This is a genomic window from uncultured Agrobacterium sp. (assembly GCA_913777615.1).
GTDB lineage: Bacteria > Pseudomonadota > Alphaproteobacteria > Rhizobiales > Rhizobiaceae > Agrobacterium.
This window is the reverse complement of sequence record CAJYTK010000022.1, coordinates 335,162-357,855: the sequence shown is the minus strand read 5'-3', so window position 1 is coordinate 357,855 and position 22,694 is coordinate 335,162. Positions and strand designations below refer to the sequence as shown.

The following is a 22,694-nucleotide window of genomic DNA, read 5'->3' as shown; positions in this document are numbered from 1 at the left end:
GCAAAATACGCTCGATGCTGCAAATACAGTGAAGAACAGCGCAATGAGAATTCCGATCTCCATGATCATTTACTCCTGACATCCGTTGTGACTTACGGAAGGACAACGCACGATGCTTGAAGAAGTTTCATTTGAGAATGACCTAAAGAATGAAGGTCTCGCAACGTACAATTTCGCCTATCTGGACGAGCAGACCAAGCGGATGATCCGCCGCGCTATTCTTAAAGCTATTGCCATACCGGGTTACCAGGTGCCCTTCGCCTCGCGCGAAATGCCCATGCCCTATGGCTGGGGAACGGGCGGCGTGCAGGTGACGGCGGCAATCCTCGGGCCAAAGGACGTACTGAAGGTCATAGACCAGGGGGCGGATGATACGACAAATGCCGTCTCCATCCGCGCCTTCTTCCAGAAGGTCGCCACTGTCGCTGTCACCACCCATACCAAGGAGGCCACCGTCATCCAGACGCGTCACCGCGTTCCGGAAGAAACGCTAACGGAAGGTCAGGTGCTGGTCTATCAGGTGCCGATCCCCGAACCCTTGCGCTTCCTCGAGCCACGTGAGACCGAAACCCGCGTCATGCATGCGCTGGAAGAATACGGCCTCATGCATGTGCGCCTCTATGAGGACATTGCCCATAATGGCCGGATTTCCCGCACCTACGCCTATCCGGTGAAGGTTGCGGGCCGCTACGTCATGGACCCGTCGCCAACGCCGAAATTCGACAATCCGAAAATGCATATGTCGGAGGCCTTGCAACTGTTTGGCGCTGGTCGTGAAAAGCGCATCTATGCGGTACCGCCCTTCACCGAAGTCGTCAGCCTCGATTTCGACGACCATCCCTTCGAGATCCAGACCTTCGACAAGCCCTGTGCGCTTTGCGGCGCGGACAATGTCTATCTCGATGAAGTCATCCTCGATGATCGGGGCGGACGCATGTTCGTCTGTTCCGATACCGATCATTGCGAAGATCGGCGCGACCATGGCCATCGCGGCCATCTGCTGGCCGATGTGAAGGAGGCCGCAGAATGAGCGACCAACCGCTGTTGAAAGTCCGCGACGTCTCGAAATATTACGGCGACCGCGCAGGTTGCCGCAACGTTTCCTTCGATCTCTGGCCGGGAGAGGTTCTGGCGATCGTCGGTGAATCCGGCTCAGGCAAGACGACGCTGCTGAACTGCATTTCCACCCGGCTGATGCCGACGACGGGAAGCGTCGAATATCGCATGCGGGATGGCTCGGTCCGCGACCTCTATCACATGGGAGAGGCGGAGCGGCGTTTTCTCATGCGCACGGACTGGGGCTTCGTGCACCAGAATCCGGCTGACGGTCTGCGCATGACGGTCTCGGCGGGCGCCAATGTCGGAGAGCGGCTGATGGCGGTCGGCAACCGCCATTATGGCAATATCCGCAACACCGCCAGCGAATGGCTGGAGCGGGTGGAGATCAGCACCGATCGCATCGATGATCAGCCGCGTGCCTTTTCCGGTGGCATGCGCCAGCGCCTGCAGATCGCCCGCAACCTCGTCACCTCGCCGCGCCTCGTCTTCATGGACGAGCCGACCGGCGGTCTGGATGTCTCGGTCCAGGCGAGGCTTCTCGATCTCGTTCGCGGCCTCGTCAACGATCTCGGTCTATCCGTCATCGTCGTCACCCATGACCTTGCGGTTGCACGTCTCTTGTCGCATCGGATGATGGTGATGAAGGACGGCAACGTCATCGAGCAGGGTTTGACCGACCGCGTGCTGGACGACCCGCGTGAGCCCTACACTCAGCTCCTCGTTTCCTCCATCCTGCAGGTGTGACATGCCGACCCCCCTCATCGTTTCGGAAGTCTTCAAAAGCTTCACCATGCATCTGCGTGACGGGATTGAACTGCCCGTCGTGCGCAATGTGAACTTCTCCGTCCAGGCCGGCGAATGCGTCGTGCTTGGCGGGCCTTCGGGGATCGGCAAAAGCTCCATCCTCAAGATGCTCTATGGCAATTACGCCATCGATAGCGGCCAGATACTCATCAAGCATGAGGGACAGATGGTCGATATCGGCAGTGCCGCGCCCCGCACCGTGCTCGAAGTCCGCCACCGCAGCCTTGGCTATGTCAGCCAGTTCCTGCGCACCGTTCCCCGCGTAGCCGCCGTCGATGTGGTGGCGGAGCCGCTGCTCGCTCGAAAAGTTCCAGTCGAAGAGGCACGCGAACGGGCAGGGGAGTTGCTGTCCAAACTCAATCTGCCACGGGAATTGTGGTCTCTGCCACCCGCGACCTTTTCCGGCGGCGAACAGCAGCGTGTCAACATTGCCCGCGGCTTCATTACCGACCATGCCATCCTGCTACTGGACGAACCGACGGCCTCGCTCGATGCCGCCAACCGCAAGGTCGTGGTGGAGATGATCCAGCAAAAGAAGGCCGAAGGAACGGCCCTTCTCGGCATTTTTCACGATGAGGAAGTGCGTGAAGCCGTGGCCAATCGTATTCTCGATGTCTCGCAGTTCTCGCCCAGAAAGATTGCAGCATGAGTGTCAAAGTCGGACTTGAACCCGTGATCCACGAGACTGCCCGTGTCACGAACTCGAAGATCGGCCGCTACACCGAAGTATCGGAGCGCTGCCGCATCGAAGAGGTGGAGATGGATGACTATTCCTATATCATGCAGGACGGTGCCGTCTGGTGCGCCACCATCGGCAAATTCGTCAATATCGCCGCATCGGTGCGCATCAACGCTACAAATCACCCCATGTCGCGCGCGACGCTCCACCACTTCACCTACCGCGCCCATAACTATTGGGACGATGCTGAAGACGAGACCGATTTCTTTGCCGCAAGGCGGGCAAAGCGCGTCGTCATCGGCCACGACGTCTGGATCGGCCACGGTGCTACCATTCTGCCCGGCGTTAGTATCGGCAATGGCGCGGTGGTGGGTGCCGGTGCCGTCGTCTCGAAGGATGTCGCGCCTTACACCATTTTCGGCGGTGTTCCCGCCAAACTCATCCGGCGTCGTTTTCCAGAAGAGATCGGCGAGCGGATGGACAGGCTGGCCTGGTGGGATTGGGATCATACAAGGCTTCGCGCCGCGCTGGATGATTTCCGCTCGCTGGAGGCAGAGGCCTTTCTGGCGAAGTATGACGGGTGAGCGAAGCGCATCTCCCGTAACGTCAGCCTTGTAATAATTTCTTCATCAAACTGACATTCACGCTTCACGCACCCCTGATAGGCCGAATCCGAAATAACGAGACTGGATTTGGCCTATGACTTTTCACCTCAAGCAGGTTACGCGCCGCTTCGGCAAATCGACCGCCGTCGACAGCGTGACGCTCGATATTCCCCAGGGTCAGATGGTCGGCGTCATCGGACGTTCGGGTGCGGGCAAATCCACCCTGCTGCGTATGATCAACCGTCTGGTCGATCCGACATCCGGCTCCATCCATTTCGGTGATCTTGAGGTTTCGTCACTGCGCGGGGCTGCCCTGCGCCACTGGCAGCGCGATTGCGCCATGATCTTTCAGCAGTTCAATCTCGTACCGCGTCTGGACGTTCTGACCAATGTCATGCTTGGTCGCCTCAATCACCGCTCCACGGTCTTGAGCCTGCTCAGCATCTTCACTACCGAAGAGCGTCTGATGGCGATCGCCGCACTGGAGCGCCTCGGCATCGAGCATGTGGCAATGCAGCCTGCGGGAACGCTCTCTGGTGGCCAGCAGCAGCGTGTTGCCATTGCGCGCGCGCTGATGCAGTCGCCGCGCATGCTCCTTGCCGACGAGCCGATTGCGTCGCTCGACCCGCTGAACGCCAAGATCGTCATGGATGCGTTGCGCGATATCAATGAGCGCGAAGGCATCACCGTCATCACCAACCTGCATACGCTCGATACGGCGCGCAATTATTGTGAACGCATCATCGGCATGGCAGGCGGTCGCGTGGTCTTCGACGGCACGCCGGCCGAGCTTGATGCGCGCGCGGTCAAGGACATCTACGGCACGGATTCGCACGGTGCCGGTATCGACGAAACCATGACATCGACCAGCATCACCATTGAAGGCGCAGAGCTCAGCGCCCGCGTCCAAAACCCATCTGCCGGTCCTGAAGCTACCGCTCTGAAGCCCCTTTCCATGGCTGGAATGTAAGGACTGCACAGCATCGATCCGCCCGCGTCAGGGGCGCCCATATCAAAGCCCACATCATGCAAAACTCCGGCTTGCCGGAAAAACAGGAGATACATCCATGTTGAAGAAAGCTCTTCTTTCTGCGGTCGCGCTTGGCCTTCTGGCCGGTTCGGCTCTTGCCCAGGACGTCAAAGTTTTGCGTATCGGTCTCGATGGCGGCGAAAACTCCAACGACCAACTTCGCAACGCCCAGTGCATTGCCGATGGTCTGAAGGCTGCAACCGGTGTCGAGCAGGTTCAGCTCTTCCCGTCGCCGGACTATAACGGCGTTATCCAGGGTCTGCTGGGCGGCACCATCGACATTGCTTCCATGGGCGCATCCTCCTACGCCAAGATCGCCATTCAGGACCCGAAGGCTGTCGATCCGATCCTGACCTACACTGGCGCTGACGGCTCCAGCGGTTATTACACCATCATGGTTGCCCGCAAGGATTCCGGCATCAAGTCGCTGGCAGACGCGAAGGGCAAGAAGCTCGGTTTTGCCGATCCTGACTCTACCTCAGGCTACCTGATCCCGAACGTCGCGCTGCCGAAGGAAACCGGCAAGCCGGTCAAGGAATACTTCTCCGAAACGGGTTTCGGTGGCGGCCATGAGAACCTCGTTCTCGCCGTTCTCGACAAGAAGTTCGATGTCGGCACCACCTTCGGCTCCGGCGTTGGCAAGTGGGAAGAAGGCTACAGCTCCGGCAACCTCCACCAGATGGTTGCCAAGGGCAACCTCGATATGGACGATCTCGTCGAAGTCTGGAAGTCGCCGCTGATCCCGAACGGCCCGCTGATGGTTGCCAACAAGGTCGGCGAGCCGATGAAGGAAAAGATCGAAGCTTTCTTCCTCGACCTGCCGAAGAAGGACCTCGCTTGCTTCCAGGGCTTCACCCAGGGCAAGAACAAGGAATACATCAAGGTCGATCCGTCCTTCTACCAGACGATCGTTGATGCCCGTAAGGCCGTTATCGGCGGCTGATTGCCAGCAACTGCATGAGACGGCGGCGTCAGAAAGGCGCCGCCGTTTTTTTAAAGCGCAGCCCGGGAAAGCTGTCACGCTTCTTGAGGGATGCCGCTGAAACGGTGAATGAGAGCCTTGGTGAATCCATCGTCACCCGCATGGCTCCGGTAAGGACGCAAAAGACATGGCCAGCACGCCAATCACCCCAGATGCGTTGGGCGAGGCCTCGAAAAAGGTCATGCAGCACTACCAGCAGCAGCTGGTCACGCGACGTATCTACACCGGCATCGCCATCGTCGTCTTTCTTGCGCTGCTCTTTGCCTCGCTCGATTTCGCCAATAGCGCCAATTCCGGCAAGTTCTTCGAGCGGCTGCCCTATTTCTTCGATTTTATGAAGACCTTCCTGCCGAACAGCCCGATGGAAGTCGTTCGCGCCATGTTCGATCTGCCGTCACCCTATGCCGACGGCTCGCTGAAATACGACTATGTTTCGGAGCGCGTCTATATCGGCGACGGCTTTTATATTCCGCATTTCTTCTATCAGCTGATCATCACGCTGAACATTGCGCTGGTCTCGACGCTGATCGGCACGGCCTTCGCTTTCGCGCTGTGCTTCTTTGCCTCTACCAATCTGGTGGGTGCCGGCGCGGTGCGTTTTGCCGTCAGACGCATGCTGGAAGTGATGCGCGCCTTTCCGGAAATCGTCATTGCCGGATTGCTCACCGCCATCCTTTCGCTCGGTCCCATTGCCGCCATCGTCGCCATCACCATCCACACCGTCGGCGCGCTCGGAAAGCTGTTCTTCGAAGTGGTTGAAAATGCCGATATGAAGCCGGATGAAGGCTTGCGGGCATCGGGTGCCAATTGGCTGGAGCGTGTGCGCTTTGCCATCGTACCGCAGGTTTTGCCGAATTTCGTTTCCTATGCGCTGCTGCGCGCCGAAATCAATGTGCGCGCCTCCACCATCATCGGTGCTGTTGGCGGCGGTGGTATCGGCGAGGTCTTCCGCCTGGCGATCGGTAACGATCATGCCGCCAAGACCTACGCCATCATCATCATGCTGCTGATCACCATCATTGCTGTTGACCAGTTCTCCGGCTGGCTGCGCCGTCGGCTAATCGGCCAGCAATCCTTTGAATTCGGACGGGGAGCGGCCTGATGTCCACAAGCTTTGTCATCAATGGTGCGGACCGCGAACGTCTTCTGTCCCAATATCCGCAGGTCTTTCAGCAGGGCTTCATGCGCCGATACGGACTGTTCGTCGGTCTGGTTGCAGCCATCGCCTATCTCGTCATCTGCTTCTTCGCCTTCAATGTCGGCCCGGCCTTGACCAACGGCCGCTGGGACCGCGCTTCCAGCTATATTCAGGACTGGTATTCCTGGCGCGCCCAGCCACGGCTTCGCTTCGATGATGGCAAGGTCGTGCCGCAATGGACGAGCCGCGGGCAGTATCCAGCCAATGCCAATATCAGCTGGCTCCAGCCGCTGCCGGATGGCGGCTATAGCGTGACCTATGGCGATCAGCAGAACCGCATCGACATCACCCCGACGCAGGCCAATGTCTACGTCGACGGCACGCTCTATCCCGTGACCATCGGCGCTGACCGCGTCACAGCCCCGGCCGGCGCGCCTGTTCAAATCCGCCAGGACGAGAACAAGGTCGTCGTCGAGTACGGCTTTGCCGGTCAGGCGGAAATTCGGACCTCGCAGCTCTATGTCCAGCGCCGCTTCCTTGGTTGGGCCAATTTCTTCTTCGACACCCGTTCGCAGTTCTGGGGCAAGAGCTGGGGCGACTTGGCAGCGCTGGCGCTATGGCAAGATCGCGTCGATCCGGCCCAGTCCAATATTTCAAAGATGGCCGATGATTTCCTCGGCAACGATGCCTGGCAACATGAGGATATCTTGTCCAAGCTGTTGCAGACGCTGGTCATGGCCTTCCTCGGTACGCTTCTCGGTACGCTCTTTGCCTTTCCTCTGGCCTTCATCGCCGCCCGCAACATCACTGCCAACAAGGCGGCCAATTGGGGCATGAAGCGGCTCTTCGACTTCCTCCGCTCGATCGACATGCTGATTTGGGCGCTGTTCTTCACCAGAAGCTTCGGCCCCGGACCGATCCCCGGGATTGCCGCGATCTTCTTCACCGACACGGGTGCGCTCGGAAAGGTCTATGCCGAGGCTCTGGAAAATGTCGATGACAAGCAGCGCGAAGGCGTGAAATCGGTCGGCGCCTCGCCGGTCATCGTCAACCGCTTCGGCGTCATTCCGCAGGTGCTGCCGGTCTTCATTTCACAGTCGCTCTATTTCTGGGAAAGCAACACCCGCTCCGCCACGGTTATCGGTGCGGTGGGCGCAGGCGGCATCGGCCTCAAACTGCTGGAAGCCATGCGTACCAATCAGGATTGGGACAAGGTCGCCTATATGGTGCTGTTGATCCTTATCGTCGTCTTCCTGTTCGACAATATGTCGAACGCGATCCGCTCGCGCCTCATTGGCAAAACGCATCACTAAACATGCCACTGATATCCGGCAAATTTCCTGCCCGATATCATCATTCTGTCATGGAAAAGGTCTACCCCGCACTTCTGACCTTGCGGGGCCGAGACAAGTCGTCTCAAATGACGCTTCCGCTGTTTTCATGACGTTTGAAAGTGCGACCCTGTGCGCTACGCAATCTATTTTTCGCCCTCCGCCACCGATCCGCTGACTGAGACAGCGTCACGGTGGCTGGGACGCAACGCCTTTTCCGGTGAGGGCTTTGACGACTATGCCAGGTTTGCGGACGTTACCGAAGAGCCAAGGCGCTACGGTTTCCACGCCACGCTGAAAGCGCCCTTCGAGCTTGCCGAAGGCATACATGAGAGCGAATTGGTGGAGGCATTCTCCGCCTTTGCAGCCTCACACGCCGCCTTCGATATTCCCGAAATCGTCATCGGCTCACTCGGGCCTTTCTTCGCACTGGTTCCGGCCACGCTCCATCAGCCGCTCCAGGATTTCACCGCCGATGTGGTGAGACATTTCGAGCCCTTCCGCGCGCCCTTGTCGGAGCGCGATATTGCCCGCCGTAAGCCGGAAGCGCTGAGCGAAAGCCAGCGCGCCAATCTCCATCGCTGGGGTTACCCTTATGTGATGGATGATTTCCGCTTTCACATGACCCTGACAGGGCCGGTGAGTGAGGGGCGCAGGCAAGAGATGGCCGACATCCTGGCCAAGACATTTGCCGGCTTCATCCATCGCCCGCTGACGATCTCCGGCCTTGGCCTTTTCGTCGAAAAGGAGCGGGGCGAAGCCTTTACCGTTCATAGCTGGCAGCCACTGGCTGCTCCCAATACGAAAGATGTCCGAAATGGCTGAACATGTCCTATCCAATGCACGCATCGTGCTGTCCGACGATGTCGTCCAAGGCTCCGTCCTGATCCGCGATGGCGTGATTGCCGATATCAGCGAAGGCGCATCGAAAACCGGCGAAGACTTCGAAGGCGACTATCTGATCCCAGGCCTCGTCGAGCTTCACACCGACCATCTTGAACAGCATTATTCCCCGCGCCCGGGCGTCACCTGGGACAAGATTGCCGCCATTCAGGCCCATGATGCGCAGGTCGCGTCCTCCGGCATCACGACCGTCTTTGATTGTCTGCGTCTCGGCTCGGATGAGGATGGCGGCTTCGAGCGCGGCGAGATGCGCGACATGGCCGATGCCATCGAGAAGGCCAAGGGTGAAGATCGCCTTCGCTCCGATCACCTGCTGCATCTGCGCTGCGAGGTTGCTTCCGCCGACGTGCTGGAGCATTTCGAGGATTTCGAAAACGATCCGCATGTGCGGCTGATTTCGCTGATGGATCACTCCCCGGGCCAGCGTCAGTTTCAGACGATGGACCAGTACATCATGTTCTACCAGAAAAAGCGCGGTCTGAGTGACGAAGCCTTCAAGGCTTTTGTTGATCGACGCGTCTCTGCTTCGGAAAAATTCTCCGGCAAGCACCGCGACTATCTCTCCGCCCGCTGCGCCGAACGCGGCATCACCGTTGCCAGCCATGACGACGCCACTGAAGCCCATGTCGAGGAGGCGATCGGTCATGGTGTGCGGCTTGCCGAATTTCCAACGAGCGTCGAAGCCGCCAAAGCATCGCACACGGCGGGCATGAGCGTGCTGATGGGCGCGCCCAATATCGTGCGTGGCAAGTCGCATTCCGGCAACATCGCCGCCCGCGATCTCGCCGAACTCGGCGTCCTCGATGTGCTGTCTTCGGACTATGTGCCGTTCAGCCTGCTCTATGCCCCCTTCCTGCTGGCCGATCAGGTGGAAGGCATCAGCCTTCCGAAGGCACTTGCGATGGTGACCGCAACACCGGCAAAGACGGTTGGTCTGACAGATCGCGGTTCTATTGCCGAAGGACTGCGCGCCGACCTCGTACGGGTGCGTCGTGAAAGCGGTGTGCCCGTGGTGCGCAGCGTCTGGCGACAGGGAAAACGTGTTGCATGAGCCTCGCATCGTCTGACTCACTGTCACCGGGCCCCAACCTGCTCGGAACGATGATCGTCGTCGTCGGCCCGAGTGGCGCTGGCAAGGACACGCTGATCGATTATGCCGCAGAACGCCTGCGAGATAATCGTGACGTGCATTTCGTCCGGCGTATCATTACCCGAGACAGTGACGCGGGTGGCGAGAACCATGAGGGTTGCAGCGAAGAGACCTTCCAACGAAAAAAGGTAGCCGGCGAATTTTGTGTGTCCTGGAGTGCCCACGGTCTGCATTATGGAATACCCGCTTCGGTCAAGCAGCATCTGAAGAAGGGCGGCGTGGCGGTGGCGAATGGCTCACGCTCCGCACTTCCCCACTTCAGAGCAGCCTTCCCCAACTTGAAAGTGGTGGTGGTCACAGCACGGCCGGAAATCCTCTCCGCCAGGCTGGCGAACCGGGGCCGCGAGAGCATGTCGGAAATCATGGGCCGGCTCGACCGCAAGGTGGAGGCAATCTGCGATAGTTTCGACGTGACGACCATCGACAATAGCGGCGAGATCGAGGAGGCGGGATCGGTCCTGCTCGCTCTCCTGCAGAGCAGCATATCGACCCGATAGGCTATTCGTTCACGAGAAGCTGCGACGCTCCTTCGCGACGATATCCTGCAGGAACTGCACGACCGTTCTTACCCGCGCAAGCTGACGGGCATTTTCGTGATAGGCGGTCCAGTAGGATCGGCGAATCGATATCTCGGGAAGTAGGCGTACAAGGCTTGGATCGCTGCGGGCAATGTAATCATGCAGGATGCAGATCCCGGCACCGGAGCGTACTGCTTCGGTCTGGCCTATGGCGCTGGAAATCGCGAAGGTCGCATCCCAGTCGCGGAGAACCTCCGAGGTAAAATTGAGTGACGGCGAAAAGATGAGATCCTCGACATAACCGATCCGCCGATGCTGCCTTAAATCTTCGACCTTTTCAGGCGCCGGGTTCCCCTCGAGGTAGCTCTTCGACGCGTAGAGACCGAGCGAGTAATCCGTCAGCTTCGAGTAGATCAGCCGACCCTGCTCGGGCCGCTCGATGGTGATCGCAATATCCGCCTCGCGTTGCGAAAGCGAAAAGGATCGCGGCACCGGCACGAGCTCGATTCTCAGTTCCGGGTGAGCCGCCGTCAACTCTCCCAGGCGTGGCGCAAGAAACGAAACACCAAAACCGTCCGGCGCGCCGATGCGCACGGTGCCGCTGATGCCCGCCACACCTTGGCCAAGCATTGCCTGCACCGAGAGCATTTCGGTTTCCATCCGCTCCGCCGCCACCAGAAACTGATTCCCGTCCTCTGTCAAAATGCAGCCGGTCGTTGTTCGGATGAATAGCTGGGCACTGAGCGCCTTTTCCAGTGCTGTCATGCGACGGCTGAGCGTCGCGTGATTGACGCCCAGAATCTTGGCGGCTGCAAGAAACTGACCACTGCGCGCTACGCTGAGAAAAATTCGCACATCGTCCCAGTCCATTGCTGCATCCTTATTTCGTTTTATGCACAACGGATGCGTATTCCTGACCATTGCTTTGTGCAACTGAAAACAGGATGGTGGGTCATCAAGAATCCCTGGAGGACATCATGAACGAGATCGGCCATTTCATCGACGGCAAGCGTGTAGCAGGTACAAGCGGCCGCACGTCGAATGTCTTCAATCCGGCAACTGGCGAAGTGCAGGCGACCGTGGCGCTGGCAAGCGACGCGGAAATCCTTGCAGCCGTTCAGAGCGCCAAGGCCGCGCAGCCCAAATGGGCGGCGACCAACCCCCAGCGCCGCGCTCGCGTCTTCTTCAAGTTCGTCGAACTTCTCAACAAGAACATGGATGAGCTGGCGGTGCTTCTCTCAAGCGAACACGGCAAGACGGTGGAAGATTCCAAGGGCGATATCATTCGCGGCCTGGAAGTCTGCGAATTCGTCTGCGGCATTCCCCATCTCGCCAAGGGTGAGTTCACCGAGGGTGCGGGTCCGGCCATCGACATGTACTCCATCCGCCAGCCCGTCGGCATTGGTGCTGGCATCACGCCGTTCAACTTCCCGGCCATGATCCCCATGTGGATGTTTGCCCCCGCTATTGCCTGCGGCAACGCCTTCATCCTCAAGCCATCCGAGCGTGATCCATCCTTGCCGATCCGTCTGGCCGAACTGATGATCGAAGCGGGTCTGCCTGCCGGTATCCTCAACGTGATCAATGGCGACAAGAGCGCAGTGGACGGCCTTCTGACCAACCCGGATATCGGCGCGGTCTCCTTTGTCGGCTCCACGCCGATTGCCCGTTACGTTTATGGTACCGCCGCAATGAACGGCAAGCGCGCCCAGTGCTTCGGCGGCGCGAAGAACCACATGATCATCATGCCGGATGCCGATCTCGATCAGGCGGTCAACGCGCTGATGGGTGCCGGTTACGGTTCGGCTGGCGAACGCTGCATGGCCGTTTCTGTTGCCGTGCCGGTGGGTGAAGAGACCGCCAACCGTCTGGTTGAAAAGTTGATCCCGCAGATCGAGGCATTGAAGATCGGCCCTTATACCGATGACAAGGCCGACATGGGTCCTCTCGTCACCAAGGAAGCGCAGACGCGCGTCAAGGGCCTGATCGACAGTGGTGTGGAGCAGGGCGCCAAGCTTCTGGTCGACGGTCGCGATTTCAAGCTTCAGGGCTATGAGGACGGTTATTTCGTCGGCGGCTGCCTGTTCGACCACGTCACGCCTGACATGGATATCTACAAGCAGGAGATCTTCGGACCGGTTCTCTCCGTCGTCCGCGCCCAGAATTACGAAGAAGCGCTCGACCTGCCGATGAAGCATGAATATGGCAACGGGGTCGCCATCTTCACCCGCGACGGCGATGCCGCCCGCGACTTCGCCTCGCGTATCAATATCGGCATGATCGGCATCAACGTTCCAATCCCGGTTCCGCTCGCCTATCACTCCTTTGGCGGCTGGAAGGCCTCGAGCTTCGGCGACCTCAACCAGCACGGCACGGACTCGATCAAGTTCTGGACCAAGACCAAGACGATCACCGCCCGCTGGCCGTCCGGCATCAAGTCGGGTGCTGAATTCGTCATGCCGACGATGAAGTGATGCGATTTACAGTGTGAAAGATGAAGGCCCCGTTCGCGCGGAGCCTTTCTTTTGGTGGCCCCGAACTCTCCCTCCGGTCATCCTCGGGCTCAACCCGAGGATCCATTTTTCCTAACGGCATTAATGTCTTATGGATCCTCGGCTCAAGGCCGAGGATGACGGCGAAGAGGGGAGTTGGCCGTCATCTTCAAGCAGAGCGTGGCTTGAGCTCATCTCTTAGTCCAGGCTAAACAGCCTCTTGAAATCGGATTTCATAGCAGACGATATTCTCAGCCTTAACGCTGGCACCCTCTTCAAAGAGCACGCAATCCATCTCCTCAAGCTGCACCGTGTCTTTTTGACTGGTGAGCGTAACTGGACCCGTCGCCAGAAGATACACCGTCTCCCCACGCTCACAGCCACGCACCGAGAACGAACCAGCGCGTCGCTCAACTCTATGCACAAAACGTCCACGGCGGGTCATGACGTTGAGATCGGTGATCGCGCCATCCACAAGCGTTGCATCGACAGGGACATCGGCGGCAAAGCGAAGCGGGTCGCTGTCCATCGTCAGAAGAACCGGTGCCGCACCATCAATGGTGAGCGACATGCCGTGTCCCCACAAAATCGATAGCGTTCGATCGATCTCCGGAAAGAGCGAGAAAGCGCCGTCATTGGCCACACTCGCCATGCTGATCCGCCACTCGAACGCATCCATGGCTGCGCCGGGCGGAAAGACGGCGATTTCCACCGTCTCTCCCTTGCCGTTCTTCCACGGCATGCGCTTGTAGTCGCAGGCGCTGAGCCGCTTCATGGGTCAGTTCCCCAGAATGCCGGGCAGGCGAAGGCCCTTCTCCTTGGCGCAATCGAGCGCGATGTCGTAACCGGCATCCGCATGGCGCATCACGCCCGTCGCCGGGTCGTTCCACAGCACGCGCTCCAGACGGCGCGCGGCATCATCCGTGCCGTCGGCGCAGATGACGACACCCGAATGCTGGGAAAAGCCCATGCCGACGCCGCCGCCATGGTGCAGCGACACCCAGGTGGCGCCCGATGCGGTGTTGAGCAGCGCGTTCAACAACGGCCAGTCGGATACGGCATCCGAACCATCCTTCATCGCTTCGGTCTCGCGGTTGGGCGAGGCGACGGAACCGGAATCGAGGTGGTCGCGACCGATGACGACCGGAGCCTTCAACTCGCCAGTCCTGACCATCTCGTTGAAGGCAAGCGCCAGGCGATGACGATCGCCGAGGCCGACCCAGCAGATGCGCGCCGGTAGGCCTTGGAAGGCGATGCGCTCGCGCGCCATGTCCAGCCAGTTGTGTAGGTGCTTGTTGTCCGGCAGCAGTTCCTTGACCTTGGCATCGGTCTTGTAGATGTCCTCCGGATCGCCCGAAAGGGCGGCCCAGCGGAACGGACCGATGCCGCGGCAAAACAGCGGGCGGATATAGGCAGGCACGAAGCCGGGGAAGGCGAAGGCGTTTTCGAACCCTTCTTCCTTGGCAACCTGGCGGATATTGTTGCCGTAATCGAGCGTTGGGACACCGGCGTTCCAGAAATCCACCATGGCCTGAACCTGCGTCTTCATCGAAGCGCGGGCAGCTGTCTCCACCACCTTCGGATCGCTCTCCTGCTTGGCGCGCCATTCGGCAACGCTCCAGCCGGAGGGCAGGTAGCCATGGATCGGGTCATGGGCGGACGTCTGGTCGGTGACGATATCGGGACGTGCACCACCCGCCTTCATCCGCTTGACGAGTTCCGGGAAGATATCGGCAGCATTGCCGATCAGGCCGACGGATTTCGCTTCGCCTGCCTTGGTCCACTGGTCGATCAGTGCCAGCGCTTCATCCAGCGTATGGGCCTTGGCATCCAGATAGCGGGTGCGAAGGCGGAAATCGACGCGGGTCTCGTCACACTCGACGGCAAGGCAGCAGGCGCCTGCCATGACGGCGGCGAGCGGCTGCGCGCCACCCATGCCGCCAAGACCGCCAGTCAGAATCCACTTTCCCTTGAGGTCGCCGCCAAAATGCTGGCGTCCTGCTTCCACGAACGTTTCATAGGTCCCCTGAACGATGCCCTGCGTGCCGATGTAAATCCACGAACCGGCGGTCATCTGGCCGTACATGGCGAGACCCTTACGGTCCAGCTCGTTGAAATGCTCCCAGGTCGCCCAGTGCGGAACGAGGTTGGAGTTGGCGATCAGCACGCGCGGCGCATCCTTATGGGTGCGAAACACGCCGACCGGCTTGCCGGATTGCACCAGCAGCGTCTCGTCCTCATTGAGGTCTTTCAGCGTGGCAACGATCCGGTCGAAATCTGCCCAGGTGCGTGCAGCGCGGCCGATGCCGCCATAGACCACCAGCTCATGTGGACGTTCGGCAACGTCCGGATCCAGATTATTCATCAGCATGCGAAGCGGCGCTTCGGTCATCCAACTCTTGGCATTCAGTTCCGGACCGTGTGGTGCGCGGACTTCACGTTCGTTATGACGCGGATTTGTCATGGTCTTTCCCCTTATGTCCTGAGTGTGAGCGCACAATCTTCCATGCGCGTCAGAATGGTTTTGAGATGGGTGCGGAGTGTCGCCGCCTTGTCGTCATCAAAGGCAAACGGCGGTGCCTCTGTCGCGAGATGGGTGCATTGCGCAAGCTCCATCTGGATCGCGTGGACGCCCTTGTCTGGCTGGCCGTAATGGCGCGTGGTCCAACCGCCCTTGAAGCGACCGTTGAGGATGGAGGTGTAGCCTTCCGCTGCCGTCGTAACATCGACCGCGATGGCCTCAACGGCCGGATCGCAGGTCTTGCCCATATCCGTGCCAATATTGAAATCCGGCAGCTTGCCCTCGAAGAGAAAGGGAATATGCGAGCGGATGGAATGGCAATCATAGAGAACGGCGACGCCATGGATGGCCTTTACGCGCTCGATTTCCGCTGTAAGTGCTGCGTGATAAGGCGCATGAAAATGCTCTAGCCGATAAGCGATATCCGCTTCGTTTGGCGCTTGCCCGTCTTTCCAGATCGCTTTGCCGTCGAAGTCGGTTTCGGGAACAAGGCCAGTGGTGTTCTGGCCCGGATAGAGGCTTGTGCCGGACGGATCGCGGTTAGCATCGATCACATAGCGATGGAAGGTGGCCCGCACCGTCGTCGCGTCGTCCAGCAAACCGGCGTAGAGTTCGTGAATATGCCAGTCGGTATCCGCAAGCAGGCGGCCATTGTCGTTCAGCCGCTCCCAGATCGCGACCGGAACGTCGGTTCCCGTATGCGGCAGGCCGAGAATGACGGGCGAACTCCCCTGATGGATATCGACCACTGACATCTTACGCCTCCAGCCTTGGCAGAATGCCGTCCGAAATTGCATCGACCAGCGCGCCGGTGGCGATCAGATCGGCTGCAGCCTTGAGATCGGGCGCCATGTAGCGGTCTTCTTCCAGTGACGGGATGGCGGCGCGCAAGACCGACATGGCCTTTTGCAACTGCGGGCTCGTCTTCAACGGTCCGCGCAATTCGACGCCCTGCACGGCAGACAACGCCTCGATGCCGAGAATGGCAAAGAGGTTTTCCGTCATAGCAAGCAGGCGGCGAGCGCCGTGGCATGCCATGGACACATGGTCTTCCTGGTTGGCTGAGGTCGGTGTGGAATCCACCGATGCCGGGTGCGACATCTGCTTGTTCTCGCTCATCAGCGCAGCCGACGTCACTTCGGCGATCATCAGGCCAGAGTTCAGGCCCGGCTTCTTCGAAAGAAACGCGGGCAATCCATAGGAAAGGGCCGGATCGACGAGAAGGGCGATGCGCCGCTGGGCGATTGCACCGATTTCGCAGATCGCAAGAGCGGTCTGGTCCGCTGCAAAAGCCACTGGCTCCGCATGGAAGTTGCCGCCGGATACGACGGAATTGTCGGAAAGAACTAGCGGGTTATCGGTCACCGCATTGGCTTCGATTTCGAGCGTCTTCGCCACTTGGCGTAGAAGATCGAGGCATGCGCCATCCACCTGCGGCTGGCAGCGGATGCAATAGGGGTCCTGAACCCGCTCGTCGCCTTCGATGTGGCTGACACGGATTTCCGACCCTTCCAGCAGTTGGCGAAGGGCCGAACCCGCATCGATCTGGCCCTTATGGCCGCGAAGCGTGTGGATGTCCGGATGGAAAGGCGCCGAAGACCCCATGGCCGCATCGGTGGACAGCGCGCCGGTAATGAGTGCTGCCTGTGCCGCGCGATGAGCGCGGAAGAGACCGGCGAGAGCCAGTGCCGTCGAAGTCTGCGTGCCGTTGATGAGCGCCAGACCTTCCTTGGCAGCCAGAACCACAGGCGCGAGATCGGCCTTTGCCAGCGCATCGCGAGCTGGCATCTGCTCTCCGGCAAAGAAGGCTTCGCCTTCGCCCATCATCACCGCTGCCATATGCGCCAGCGGCGCGAGATCGCCCGAAGCGCCGACGGAGCCCTTTTCCGGGATCAGCGGAATGACGCCTTTTTCCAGCATGGCCTCGATCAGCCGCACCAGTTCCAGCCGGACACCAGATGCGCCACGACCAAGCGAAATCAGCTTGAGCGCCATGATCAGCCGCACGACGTTCTCTGGCAGGGGGGCACCCACGCCGCAGCAATGGGAGAGGATCAGGTTGCGCTGAAGGGTCGCGACATCTGCGGCATCGATCTTGATCGAGGCGAGTTTGCCGAAGCCGGTATTGATGCCATAGACCGGCGCGTTACCGGCGGCGATATCGGCAATGCGCTTTGCAGCCTTTTCGATACCCGCATCGAAGGATGGATGAAGCTTGGCAGCACCATTCCCCCAGTAGATTGTCGCCAGATCGGCAAGCGGCACAGCGCCCGGATGAAGAATGATGGTCATGGTCAGATCGTCCGTCCCTTGAAGATGCGTGCGTGAAGCGGGTTGAAGCCGATGCGGTAGACGAGCTCCGCCGGGCGCTCGATGTTCCAGATGGCGAGATCGGCGGATTTGCCGACTGTGATTGTTCCGGTCTCGGCGAGAACACCGAGAGCCTTTGCGGCATTGCGGGTCGTTGCGGTTATGCACTCATCCACCGTCATGCGGAAAAGCGTCGCGCCCATGTTCATGGTCAGCAGCAGCGATGTCAGCGGCGAGGTGCCGGGATTGCAATCGGTGGCAAGCGCAATATCGGCACCCGCCTCGCGCAAAGCCTGCATGGGGGGCAGCTTCGTCTCGCGCAGCGCATAGAAGGCACCCGGTAGAAGAACGGCAACCGTGCCGGATTGGGCGAGCGCTTTCGCACCGGACCCATCGAGATATTCCAGATGATCGGCGGAGAGCGCACGATAAGAGGCTGCCAGTTCCGCGCCGTGAAGATTGGAAAGCTGTTCGGCATGAAGCTTGACGGGAAGACCGAGCGCTTTGGCCTTGTCGAAGACAGTGCGCATTTCTTCAACGGAAAAGGCGATACCCTCGCAAAAACCATCGACGGCATCAATGAGCTTTTCCTGATGAGCGCGTTCCATACCAGGCAATACAATGTCGGCTATGTAATCCGCATTTCGCCCTTTATATTCGGCAGGCGTCGCATGGGCAGCGAGATAGCTGGTGAGGATGCGAACGGGGCGCAATGTTTCGAGCCTGCGCGCCACGCGCAGCATCTTGCATTCGGTCTCGATATTGAGCCCATAGCCGGATTTGATTTCGATGGTGGAAATGCCTTCGGCAAGCAGCGTGTCCAGACGCGGAAGGGCTTCTGCCACCAGTTCGTCTTCGCTCTTGGTGCGGGTATCGCGCACGGAGGAAACGATCCCGCCGCCGGCCTTGGCGATCTCTTCATAGCTTGCGCCATTTAGGCGCATTTCGAATTCCATGGCGCGGTTGCCGCCGAAAACGAGATGGGTGTGGCAGTCGATCAGCGAGGGCGTGATCCAACGACCTTTGCAATCGACGGTCTCTGCCTGGTCGATCAGGCTGGAGGGAAGCTCGGATTCTGGGCCGACAAATACGATCCGCCCGTCTTTGGCGGCAATCGTGCCGCCCTCGATAATGCCGAGGCCGTCGCGGGAAGGATCGAGCGTCGCAATGCGGGCGTTTCGCCAAAGCGAAATGCCGTTGCCGTCTGAGGTGGAATTCCGGTTTGCCATCAGTTTTTCCTTCCTTTCTGATCAATATGTATATACATAATGGAGGTAGAGGCAAGAGCCTGTTCGAGGAAATTGAGGAGCCGACATGTTCATCCATGCTGAAACCGCTTTGCTGCCGACAGGCTGGGCAAACAATGTCCGTATCGAGATTGCCGATGGCAAGGTGATGTCGGTCACGCCGGACGTGGAAGCGGCGGCCGGCGATGATCGGCATGCGGTTCTCGTGCCTGCCATGCCGAACCTTCACAGCCACGCCTTTCAGCGCGCCATGGCCGGCATGGTGGAGCGGCGCGGTGCCACGCAAGACAGTTTCTGGAGCTGGCGCACGCTGATGTACCGCTTCGCCCTGTCGATGACGCCGGAGCAGGTGGAGGCGGTGGCAGCTCAGCTTTACATGGAGATGCTGGAGGCCGGTTTCGGTCGTGTGGGCGAGTTTCACTATCTCCATCACGATAAGGATGGCGCTCATTATGCCAATATCGCCGAGCTTGGCGAAAGGATCGCGGCAGCCGCCGCGCAAACCGGGATTTCGCTGACACTGTTGCCAGTCCTTTACGCCCATTCCGGCTTCGGCGGTCAGCCACCGGTGGAAGGCCAGCGCCGCTTCGTCAATTCGCCCGATAGTTTCGAGCGTCTGCTGGAGGGTTGCCGTCAGGCGGTTTCAGCCCTGCCCGAAAGCGTGGTGGGTGTGGCCCCGCACAGCCTGCGCGCTGTCACGCCGGAAGAGCTGAGCTTTGCCGCCCAACTCGCCCCCGACGCGCCGCTTCACATTCATATTGCCGAGCAGGTGAAAGAGGTTGAGGACTGCATCGCCTGGTCGGGCAAGCGACCGGTCGAATGGCTGCTGGACAATGCAGAGGTGACGGATCGTTGGTGCCTGATCCACGCGACGCATTTGACCGAAGCGGAAACGCGAGGCGTCGCCGAGAGGGGATCAGTCGCCGGTCTCTGCCCGATTACGGAAGCCAATCTGGGGGATGGCACTTTTGCTGCCGTCGAATACTTCAAACATGACGGCGCCTTCGGCATCGGCTCGGACAGCAACGTGCTGATCGGCGTCGGCGAAGAACTGCGTCAACTCGAATATTCGCAGCGCCTGTCCCACCGGGCGCGCAATGTCATCGCTCCAGCGAATGGCTCGACGGGCCGTACCCTGTTCGATGGCGCCTTGGCGGGTGGCGCCAAGGCCTTGGGTGTAAAGGCCGGGATCGCAGCGGGCATGGCCGCGGATATTTCATCCCTCAACTTAGACGCGGCCCCCTACCTGCAATGTGATGACATTCTCGATGGCTGGATTTTCGGCAATCTCGTCAAGCCGCGTACTGTCTGGATCGGCGGTAAGGCGGTGGTGCGAGATGGCGCCCATATTTGCCGCGATGAGATTGCGCGTCGCTTCCAGCACACGATGCGGCAGCTTTTGTCCGTCTGACATCAGTATGTGACGCTAATATAAGCGTTGGGCGACCTTGACTCGGAGACGAAGCTCGCCGAGTCATTGCCGTCAGGGAGTTTGAGACATATGCCACATTTTCTTCGCCAGCTTTCGCCGACGGGTCTCGGCGTCGCGGTCATGCTTTTCGGCATGGTGCTCTTCGCGCTCAACGATGCGATGGGCAAGTTCCTCGTTTCCACCTACAGCCTCGGTCAGGTCATTGCCGTGCGTAGCATCGCGGCCGTCATTATCCTGCTGCCGATCGTTTGGAGGGCAGGGCTGGCGAAACTGGTGAATGTCGAGCGCCCCGGCCTTCAGGCAGCACGTGTGTTCTTTTCGACAGCCGAACTCTTCTGTTTCTACTTCGCTGTCGCAGCGCTTCCGCTGGCTGACGTCATGACCTATTGGCTGGCTGCCCCTATCTATGTGGCCGCATTGTCACCCTTCCTTCTGGGTGAGAAAGTCGGCTGGAGGCGGTGGACAGCGATCGGCATCGGGTTCGTCGGTGTCCTGATCGCGTTGAAGCCGAGCTCGGCCTCTTTGACCAGTGCCGCCTTCTTTTCCATCCTCGGCAGTGCTGCCTTCGCCTTCATGATGCTGTCCGGCCGGCAGCTGCGCAACACGCCCGATACCGTCCTGGCCTTCTGGCAGATTATCGGGGCAGGGCTTGCCGGCATCGTCGCCATTCTCGTCACGCCGTCCGGCTGGATTCCAATACAATCCGGTTTTGACCTGTCGCTGCTCGCACTTCTCGGCATCGTGGCGATGACCGCGCATGTGCTGGTCAATCGCGCGCTCAAACTCGCCGATGCGGCGACGGTTGCGCCCTTGCAATACACATTGCTGCTGTGGGCCGTCATTTTCGGCTGGCTGATCTTCGGCGATGTACCGCAAATCAGCATCGTCATCGGGGCCGGATTGATCGTCCTGTCGGGACTCTACATCTTCTTCCGGGAAAATGCTGTGAAGCGCAAGCAGGCAAGGACGGCGGTTCAGCCCGTCGAAGATCTGGTCTGATCCTCTGGTAAACAACAAACCTGTACCCTTGGATGTAAATACAACCTGTGAGAAGTAAAATAGGGCTTATCGCAGCGAAGAAAGGCCGACAGGTAGCCGAAAAACAACTTTAATCTTGACGGCATCACGAAGTTGAGAGACTAGAGTGACATTCTGCCCCTGACATCGGGCAGGATGAAACCTTGGTGCCGGGCCCCTCTGGCGAGAGTTTTACGGCGCTCTCGCGATGTCGGTACCGCCTGCTTATGACGCCGGCGGATGAACACCCATGAACAACTCAACCATGCATTCGGTGCTGGCGCGCGACGTCACGCACATCTTCTGTTCTAATGTTGCGGGGGCTTTGTGATGACCCCCACCGCGCAATCCACGCTCTCCTATTTCAAGTGGGCCTTTATCGTAACCGTCGTCGGCCTTATTCTCGGCGGCTATCTCGGCTGGGAAATGACCGGTACGCTCAGCGGCACCGCTACCATTTTCTTCATCTGCGCGGTTCTTGCCGTGCTGGAAATCTCGCTCTCCTTCGATAACGCCATCGTCAATGCCAACAAGCTGAAGGACATGACGCCCGAGTGGCAGCATCGCTTCCTCACCTGGGGCATTCTGATCGCCGTCTTCGGCATGCGTATCGTCTTTCCACTTCTGATCGTCGTCATCGCCGCAAATGTCGGCCCATGGACGGCCATGGTCATGGCAGCGACCGAGCCGGATCGCTACGCCCAGATCATGAAGGACGCGCATCTGCCGATTGCGGCCTTTGGCGGTACCTTCCTGATGATGGTGGGCCTCAGCTTCTTCTTCGACCATGAGAAGGAAGTTCACTGGGTGCGCTGGTTCGAGGAGAAGATCGCCACCTATTCCTCGATCAAGGGAATCGAGATCGCCTTCGTCTTGATCATCATGCTGGTCTTCACCCGCATCATCAGCAACAGCGCCAATCCCGAGCTCGGTCCGGAAGCGGCCAATGTCTTCTTCACCTCGGCGATCTGGGGCCTCTTGACCTTCCTTCTGGTCGAAGTCCTTGGCGGCGTTCTCGATCGCAGCCAGCAGATGCTGGAAGGCGCGGCAAAGGGCGGCTTCGGTGCCTTCCTGTACCTCGAAGTGCTGGATGCCAGCTTCTCATTCGATGGCGTTATCGGCGCCTTTGCGCTGACATCGAACCTCTTCATCATCGCCATCGGTCTTGGTATCGGCGCCATGTATGTGCGCTCCATGACCATCATGCTGGTGGAGAAGGGAACGCTTGCCGAATATCGCTATCTCGAGCATGGCGCCTTCTACGCAATCCTGATCCTTTCGGTGATCATGTACACGCAGAGCCTCGTCCATATTCCGGAAGTGATCACCGGTCTTGGCGGCGCGACCCTTATCGGCATCGCGCTGTGGTCCTCCATCCGCTATAACAAGCAGGAAAAGGCCCGCGAAGCTGGTGCCGCGCATGGTGCCAAGGTCTGACTAGGCATCTGACCCTCTGCCTTAACAGGCGGAGGGCTG

General features: G+C 59.4%; 21 protein-coding genes. 15 read left to right on the top strand and 6 right to left on the bottom strand.

All coding sequences use genetic code 11. The annotated features are described in order from the left end of the window. Positions 1-112 precede the first annotated feature (112 nt). From QZ862_RS21185 to phnN, 11 genes are all read left to right on the top strand, one after another. Positions 113-1,030: an alpha-D-ribose 1-methylphosphonate 5-phosphate C-P-lyase PhnJ gene (locus QZ862_RS21185; RefSeq protein WP_296084626.1), complete on the top strand. Its 918-nt coding sequence runs from the start codon at positions 113-115 to the stop codon at positions 1,028-1,030. Next, positions 1,027-1,803, top strand: a complete 777-nt coding sequence (phnK, locus tag QZ862_RS21180) for a phosphonate C-P lyase system protein PhnK (RefSeq protein WP_296015710.1) — start codon at positions 1,027-1,029, stop codon at positions 1,801-1,803. Before QZ862_RS21185 ends, phnK begins: the two co-directional genes overlap by 4 nt. A gap of 1 nt (position 1,804) precedes the next feature. Then, positions 1,805-2,512, top strand: a complete 708-nt coding sequence (gene phnL / locus QZ862_RS21175) for a phosphonate C-P lyase system protein PhnL (protein WP_296015711.1) — start codon at positions 1,805-1,807, stop codon at positions 2,510-2,512. Next, a complete protein-coding gene (locus tag QZ862_RS21170) occupies positions 2,509-3,126 on the top strand; it encodes a DapH/DapD/GlmU-related protein (protein ID WP_296015712.1) in 618 nt (205 codons plus the stop codon). The genes phnL and QZ862_RS21170 overlap by 4 nt, the downstream gene beginning before the upstream one ends. 115 nt (positions 3,127-3,241) lie before the next feature. Continuing rightward, the gene (gene phnC / locus QZ862_RS21165) at positions 3,242-4,117 is read left to right on the top strand and encodes a phosphonate ABC transporter ATP-binding protein (protein WP_296101644.1); all 876 of its coding nucleotides are present in this window, start codon (positions 3,242-3,244) and stop codon (positions 4,115-4,117) included. A 97-nt stretch (positions 4,118-4,214) separates the two neighbouring features. Beyond that, positions 4,215-5,120, top strand: a complete 906-nt coding sequence (phnD, locus tag QZ862_RS21160; RefSeq protein ID WP_296101643.1) for a phosphonate ABC transporter substrate-binding protein — start codon at positions 4,215-4,217, stop codon at positions 5,118-5,120. A gap of 166 nt (positions 5,121-5,286) precedes the next feature. Next, entirely contained in the window at positions 5,287-6,261 is a 975-nt protein-coding gene (gene phnE, locus QZ862_RS21155; protein ID WP_113175712.1) for a phosphonate ABC transporter, permease protein PhnE, read from the top strand. Beyond that, on the top strand, positions 6,261-7,610 hold the full coding sequence (phnE, locus tag QZ862_RS21150; protein ID WP_296101641.1) for a phosphonate ABC transporter, permease protein PhnE: 1,350 nt from the start codon (positions 6,261-6,263) through the stop codon (positions 7,608-7,610). The genes phnE (QZ862_RS21155) and phnE (QZ862_RS21150) overlap by 1 nt, the downstream gene beginning before the upstream one ends. Before the next feature lie 150 nt (positions 7,611-7,760). After that, entirely contained in the window at positions 7,761-8,453 is a 693-nt protein-coding gene (locus tag QZ862_RS21145) for a DUF1045 domain-containing protein (protein WP_296101640.1), read from the top strand. Further along, positions 8,446-9,582 (top strand): alpha-D-ribose 1-methylphosphonate 5-triphosphate diphosphatase, encoded by a 1,137-nt coding sequence (locus tag QZ862_RS21140; RefSeq protein ID WP_296101639.1) that lies wholly within the window; start codon positions 8,446-8,448, stop codon positions 9,580-9,582. The genes QZ862_RS21145 and QZ862_RS21140 overlap by 8 nt, the downstream gene beginning before the upstream one ends. Beyond that, positions 9,579-10,178 carry a phosphonate metabolism protein/1,5-bisphosphokinase (PRPP-forming) PhnN gene (gene phnN, locus QZ862_RS21135; RefSeq protein ID WP_296101638.1) on the top strand — a complete coding sequence of 200 codons (600 nt, stop codon included), beginning with the start codon at positions 9,579-9,581 and terminating at the stop codon, positions 10,176-10,178. Before QZ862_RS21140 ends, phnN begins: the two co-directional genes overlap by 4 nt. Before the next feature lie 9 nt (positions 10,179-10,187). Here the strand turns inward: phnN and QZ862_RS21130 are convergent, their stop codons facing one another. Then, the gene (locus QZ862_RS21130) at positions 10,188-11,069 is read right to left on the bottom strand and encodes a LysR family transcriptional regulator (protein ID WP_296101637.1); all 882 of its coding nucleotides are present in this window, start codon (positions 11,067-11,069) and stop codon (positions 10,188-10,190) included. A 107-nt stretch (positions 11,070-11,176) separates the two neighbouring features. Here QZ862_RS21130 and QZ862_RS21125 point away from each other — a divergent pair, with 107 nt between their 5' ends. Next, positions 11,177-12,673, top strand: a complete 1,497-nt coding sequence (locus tag QZ862_RS21125; protein ID WP_113175728.1) for a CoA-acylating methylmalonate-semialdehyde dehydrogenase — start codon at positions 11,177-11,179, stop codon at positions 12,671-12,673. A 226-nt stretch (positions 12,674-12,899) separates the two neighbouring features. Here QZ862_RS21125 and QZ862_RS21120 read toward each other — a convergent pair whose 3' ends face one another. The 5 genes from QZ862_RS21120 to hutI are packed head-to-tail and all read right to left on the bottom strand — an operon-like array spanning position 12,900 to position 18,751. After that, on the bottom strand, positions 12,900-13,466 hold the full coding sequence (locus QZ862_RS21120) for a HutD family protein (protein WP_296101635.1): 567 nt from the start codon (positions 13,464-13,466) through the stop codon (positions 12,900-12,902). A 3-nt stretch (positions 13,467-13,469) separates the two neighbouring features. After that, positions 13,470-15,155 carry a urocanate hydratase gene (gene hutU, locus QZ862_RS21115; protein WP_296101634.1) on the bottom strand — a complete coding sequence of 562 codons (1,686 nt, stop codon included), beginning with the start codon at positions 15,153-15,155 and terminating at the stop codon, positions 13,470-13,472. An 11-nt stretch (positions 15,156-15,166) separates the two neighbouring features. Then, positions 15,167-15,967, bottom strand: a complete 801-nt coding sequence (gene hutG / locus QZ862_RS21110) for an N-formylglutamate deformylase (RefSeq protein ID WP_296101633.1) — start codon at positions 15,965-15,967, stop codon at positions 15,167-15,169. A 1-nt stretch (position 15,968) separates the two neighbouring features. Further along, on the bottom strand, positions 15,969-17,510 hold the full coding sequence (gene hutH, locus QZ862_RS21105; protein WP_296101674.1) for a histidine ammonia-lyase: 1,542 nt from the start codon (positions 17,508-17,510) through the stop codon (positions 15,969-15,971). Next, positions 17,507-18,751 carry an imidazolonepropionase gene (gene hutI / locus QZ862_RS21100; RefSeq protein ID WP_296101632.1) on the bottom strand — a complete coding sequence of 415 codons (1,245 nt, stop codon included), beginning with the start codon at positions 18,749-18,751 and terminating at the stop codon, positions 17,507-17,509. Before hutI ends, hutH begins: the two co-directional genes overlap by 4 nt. A gap of 85 nt (positions 18,752-18,836) precedes the next feature. Between hutI and QZ862_RS21095 the strand changes: the two genes are divergently transcribed. From QZ862_RS21095 to QZ862_RS21085, 3 genes are all read left to right on the top strand, one after another. Continuing rightward, positions 18,837-20,180: a formimidoylglutamate deiminase gene (locus QZ862_RS21095; RefSeq protein ID WP_296101631.1), complete on the top strand. Its 1,344-nt coding sequence runs from the start codon at positions 18,837-18,839 to the stop codon at positions 20,178-20,180. Between the two features lie 90 nt (positions 20,181-20,270). Continuing rightward, positions 20,271-21,200, top strand: coding sequence for a DMT family transporter (locus tag QZ862_RS21090; protein ID WP_296101630.1), 930 nt, complete (start codon positions 20,271-20,273; stop codon positions 21,198-21,200). A gap of 348 nt (positions 21,201-21,548) precedes the next feature. Further along, complete coding sequence (locus tag QZ862_RS21085) at positions 21,549-22,655, top strand: DUF475 domain-containing protein (protein ID WP_296101629.1); 1,107 nt, start codon at positions 21,549-21,551, stop codon at positions 22,653-22,655. The last annotated feature ends 39 nt before the right edge of the window (positions 22,656-22,694 follow it).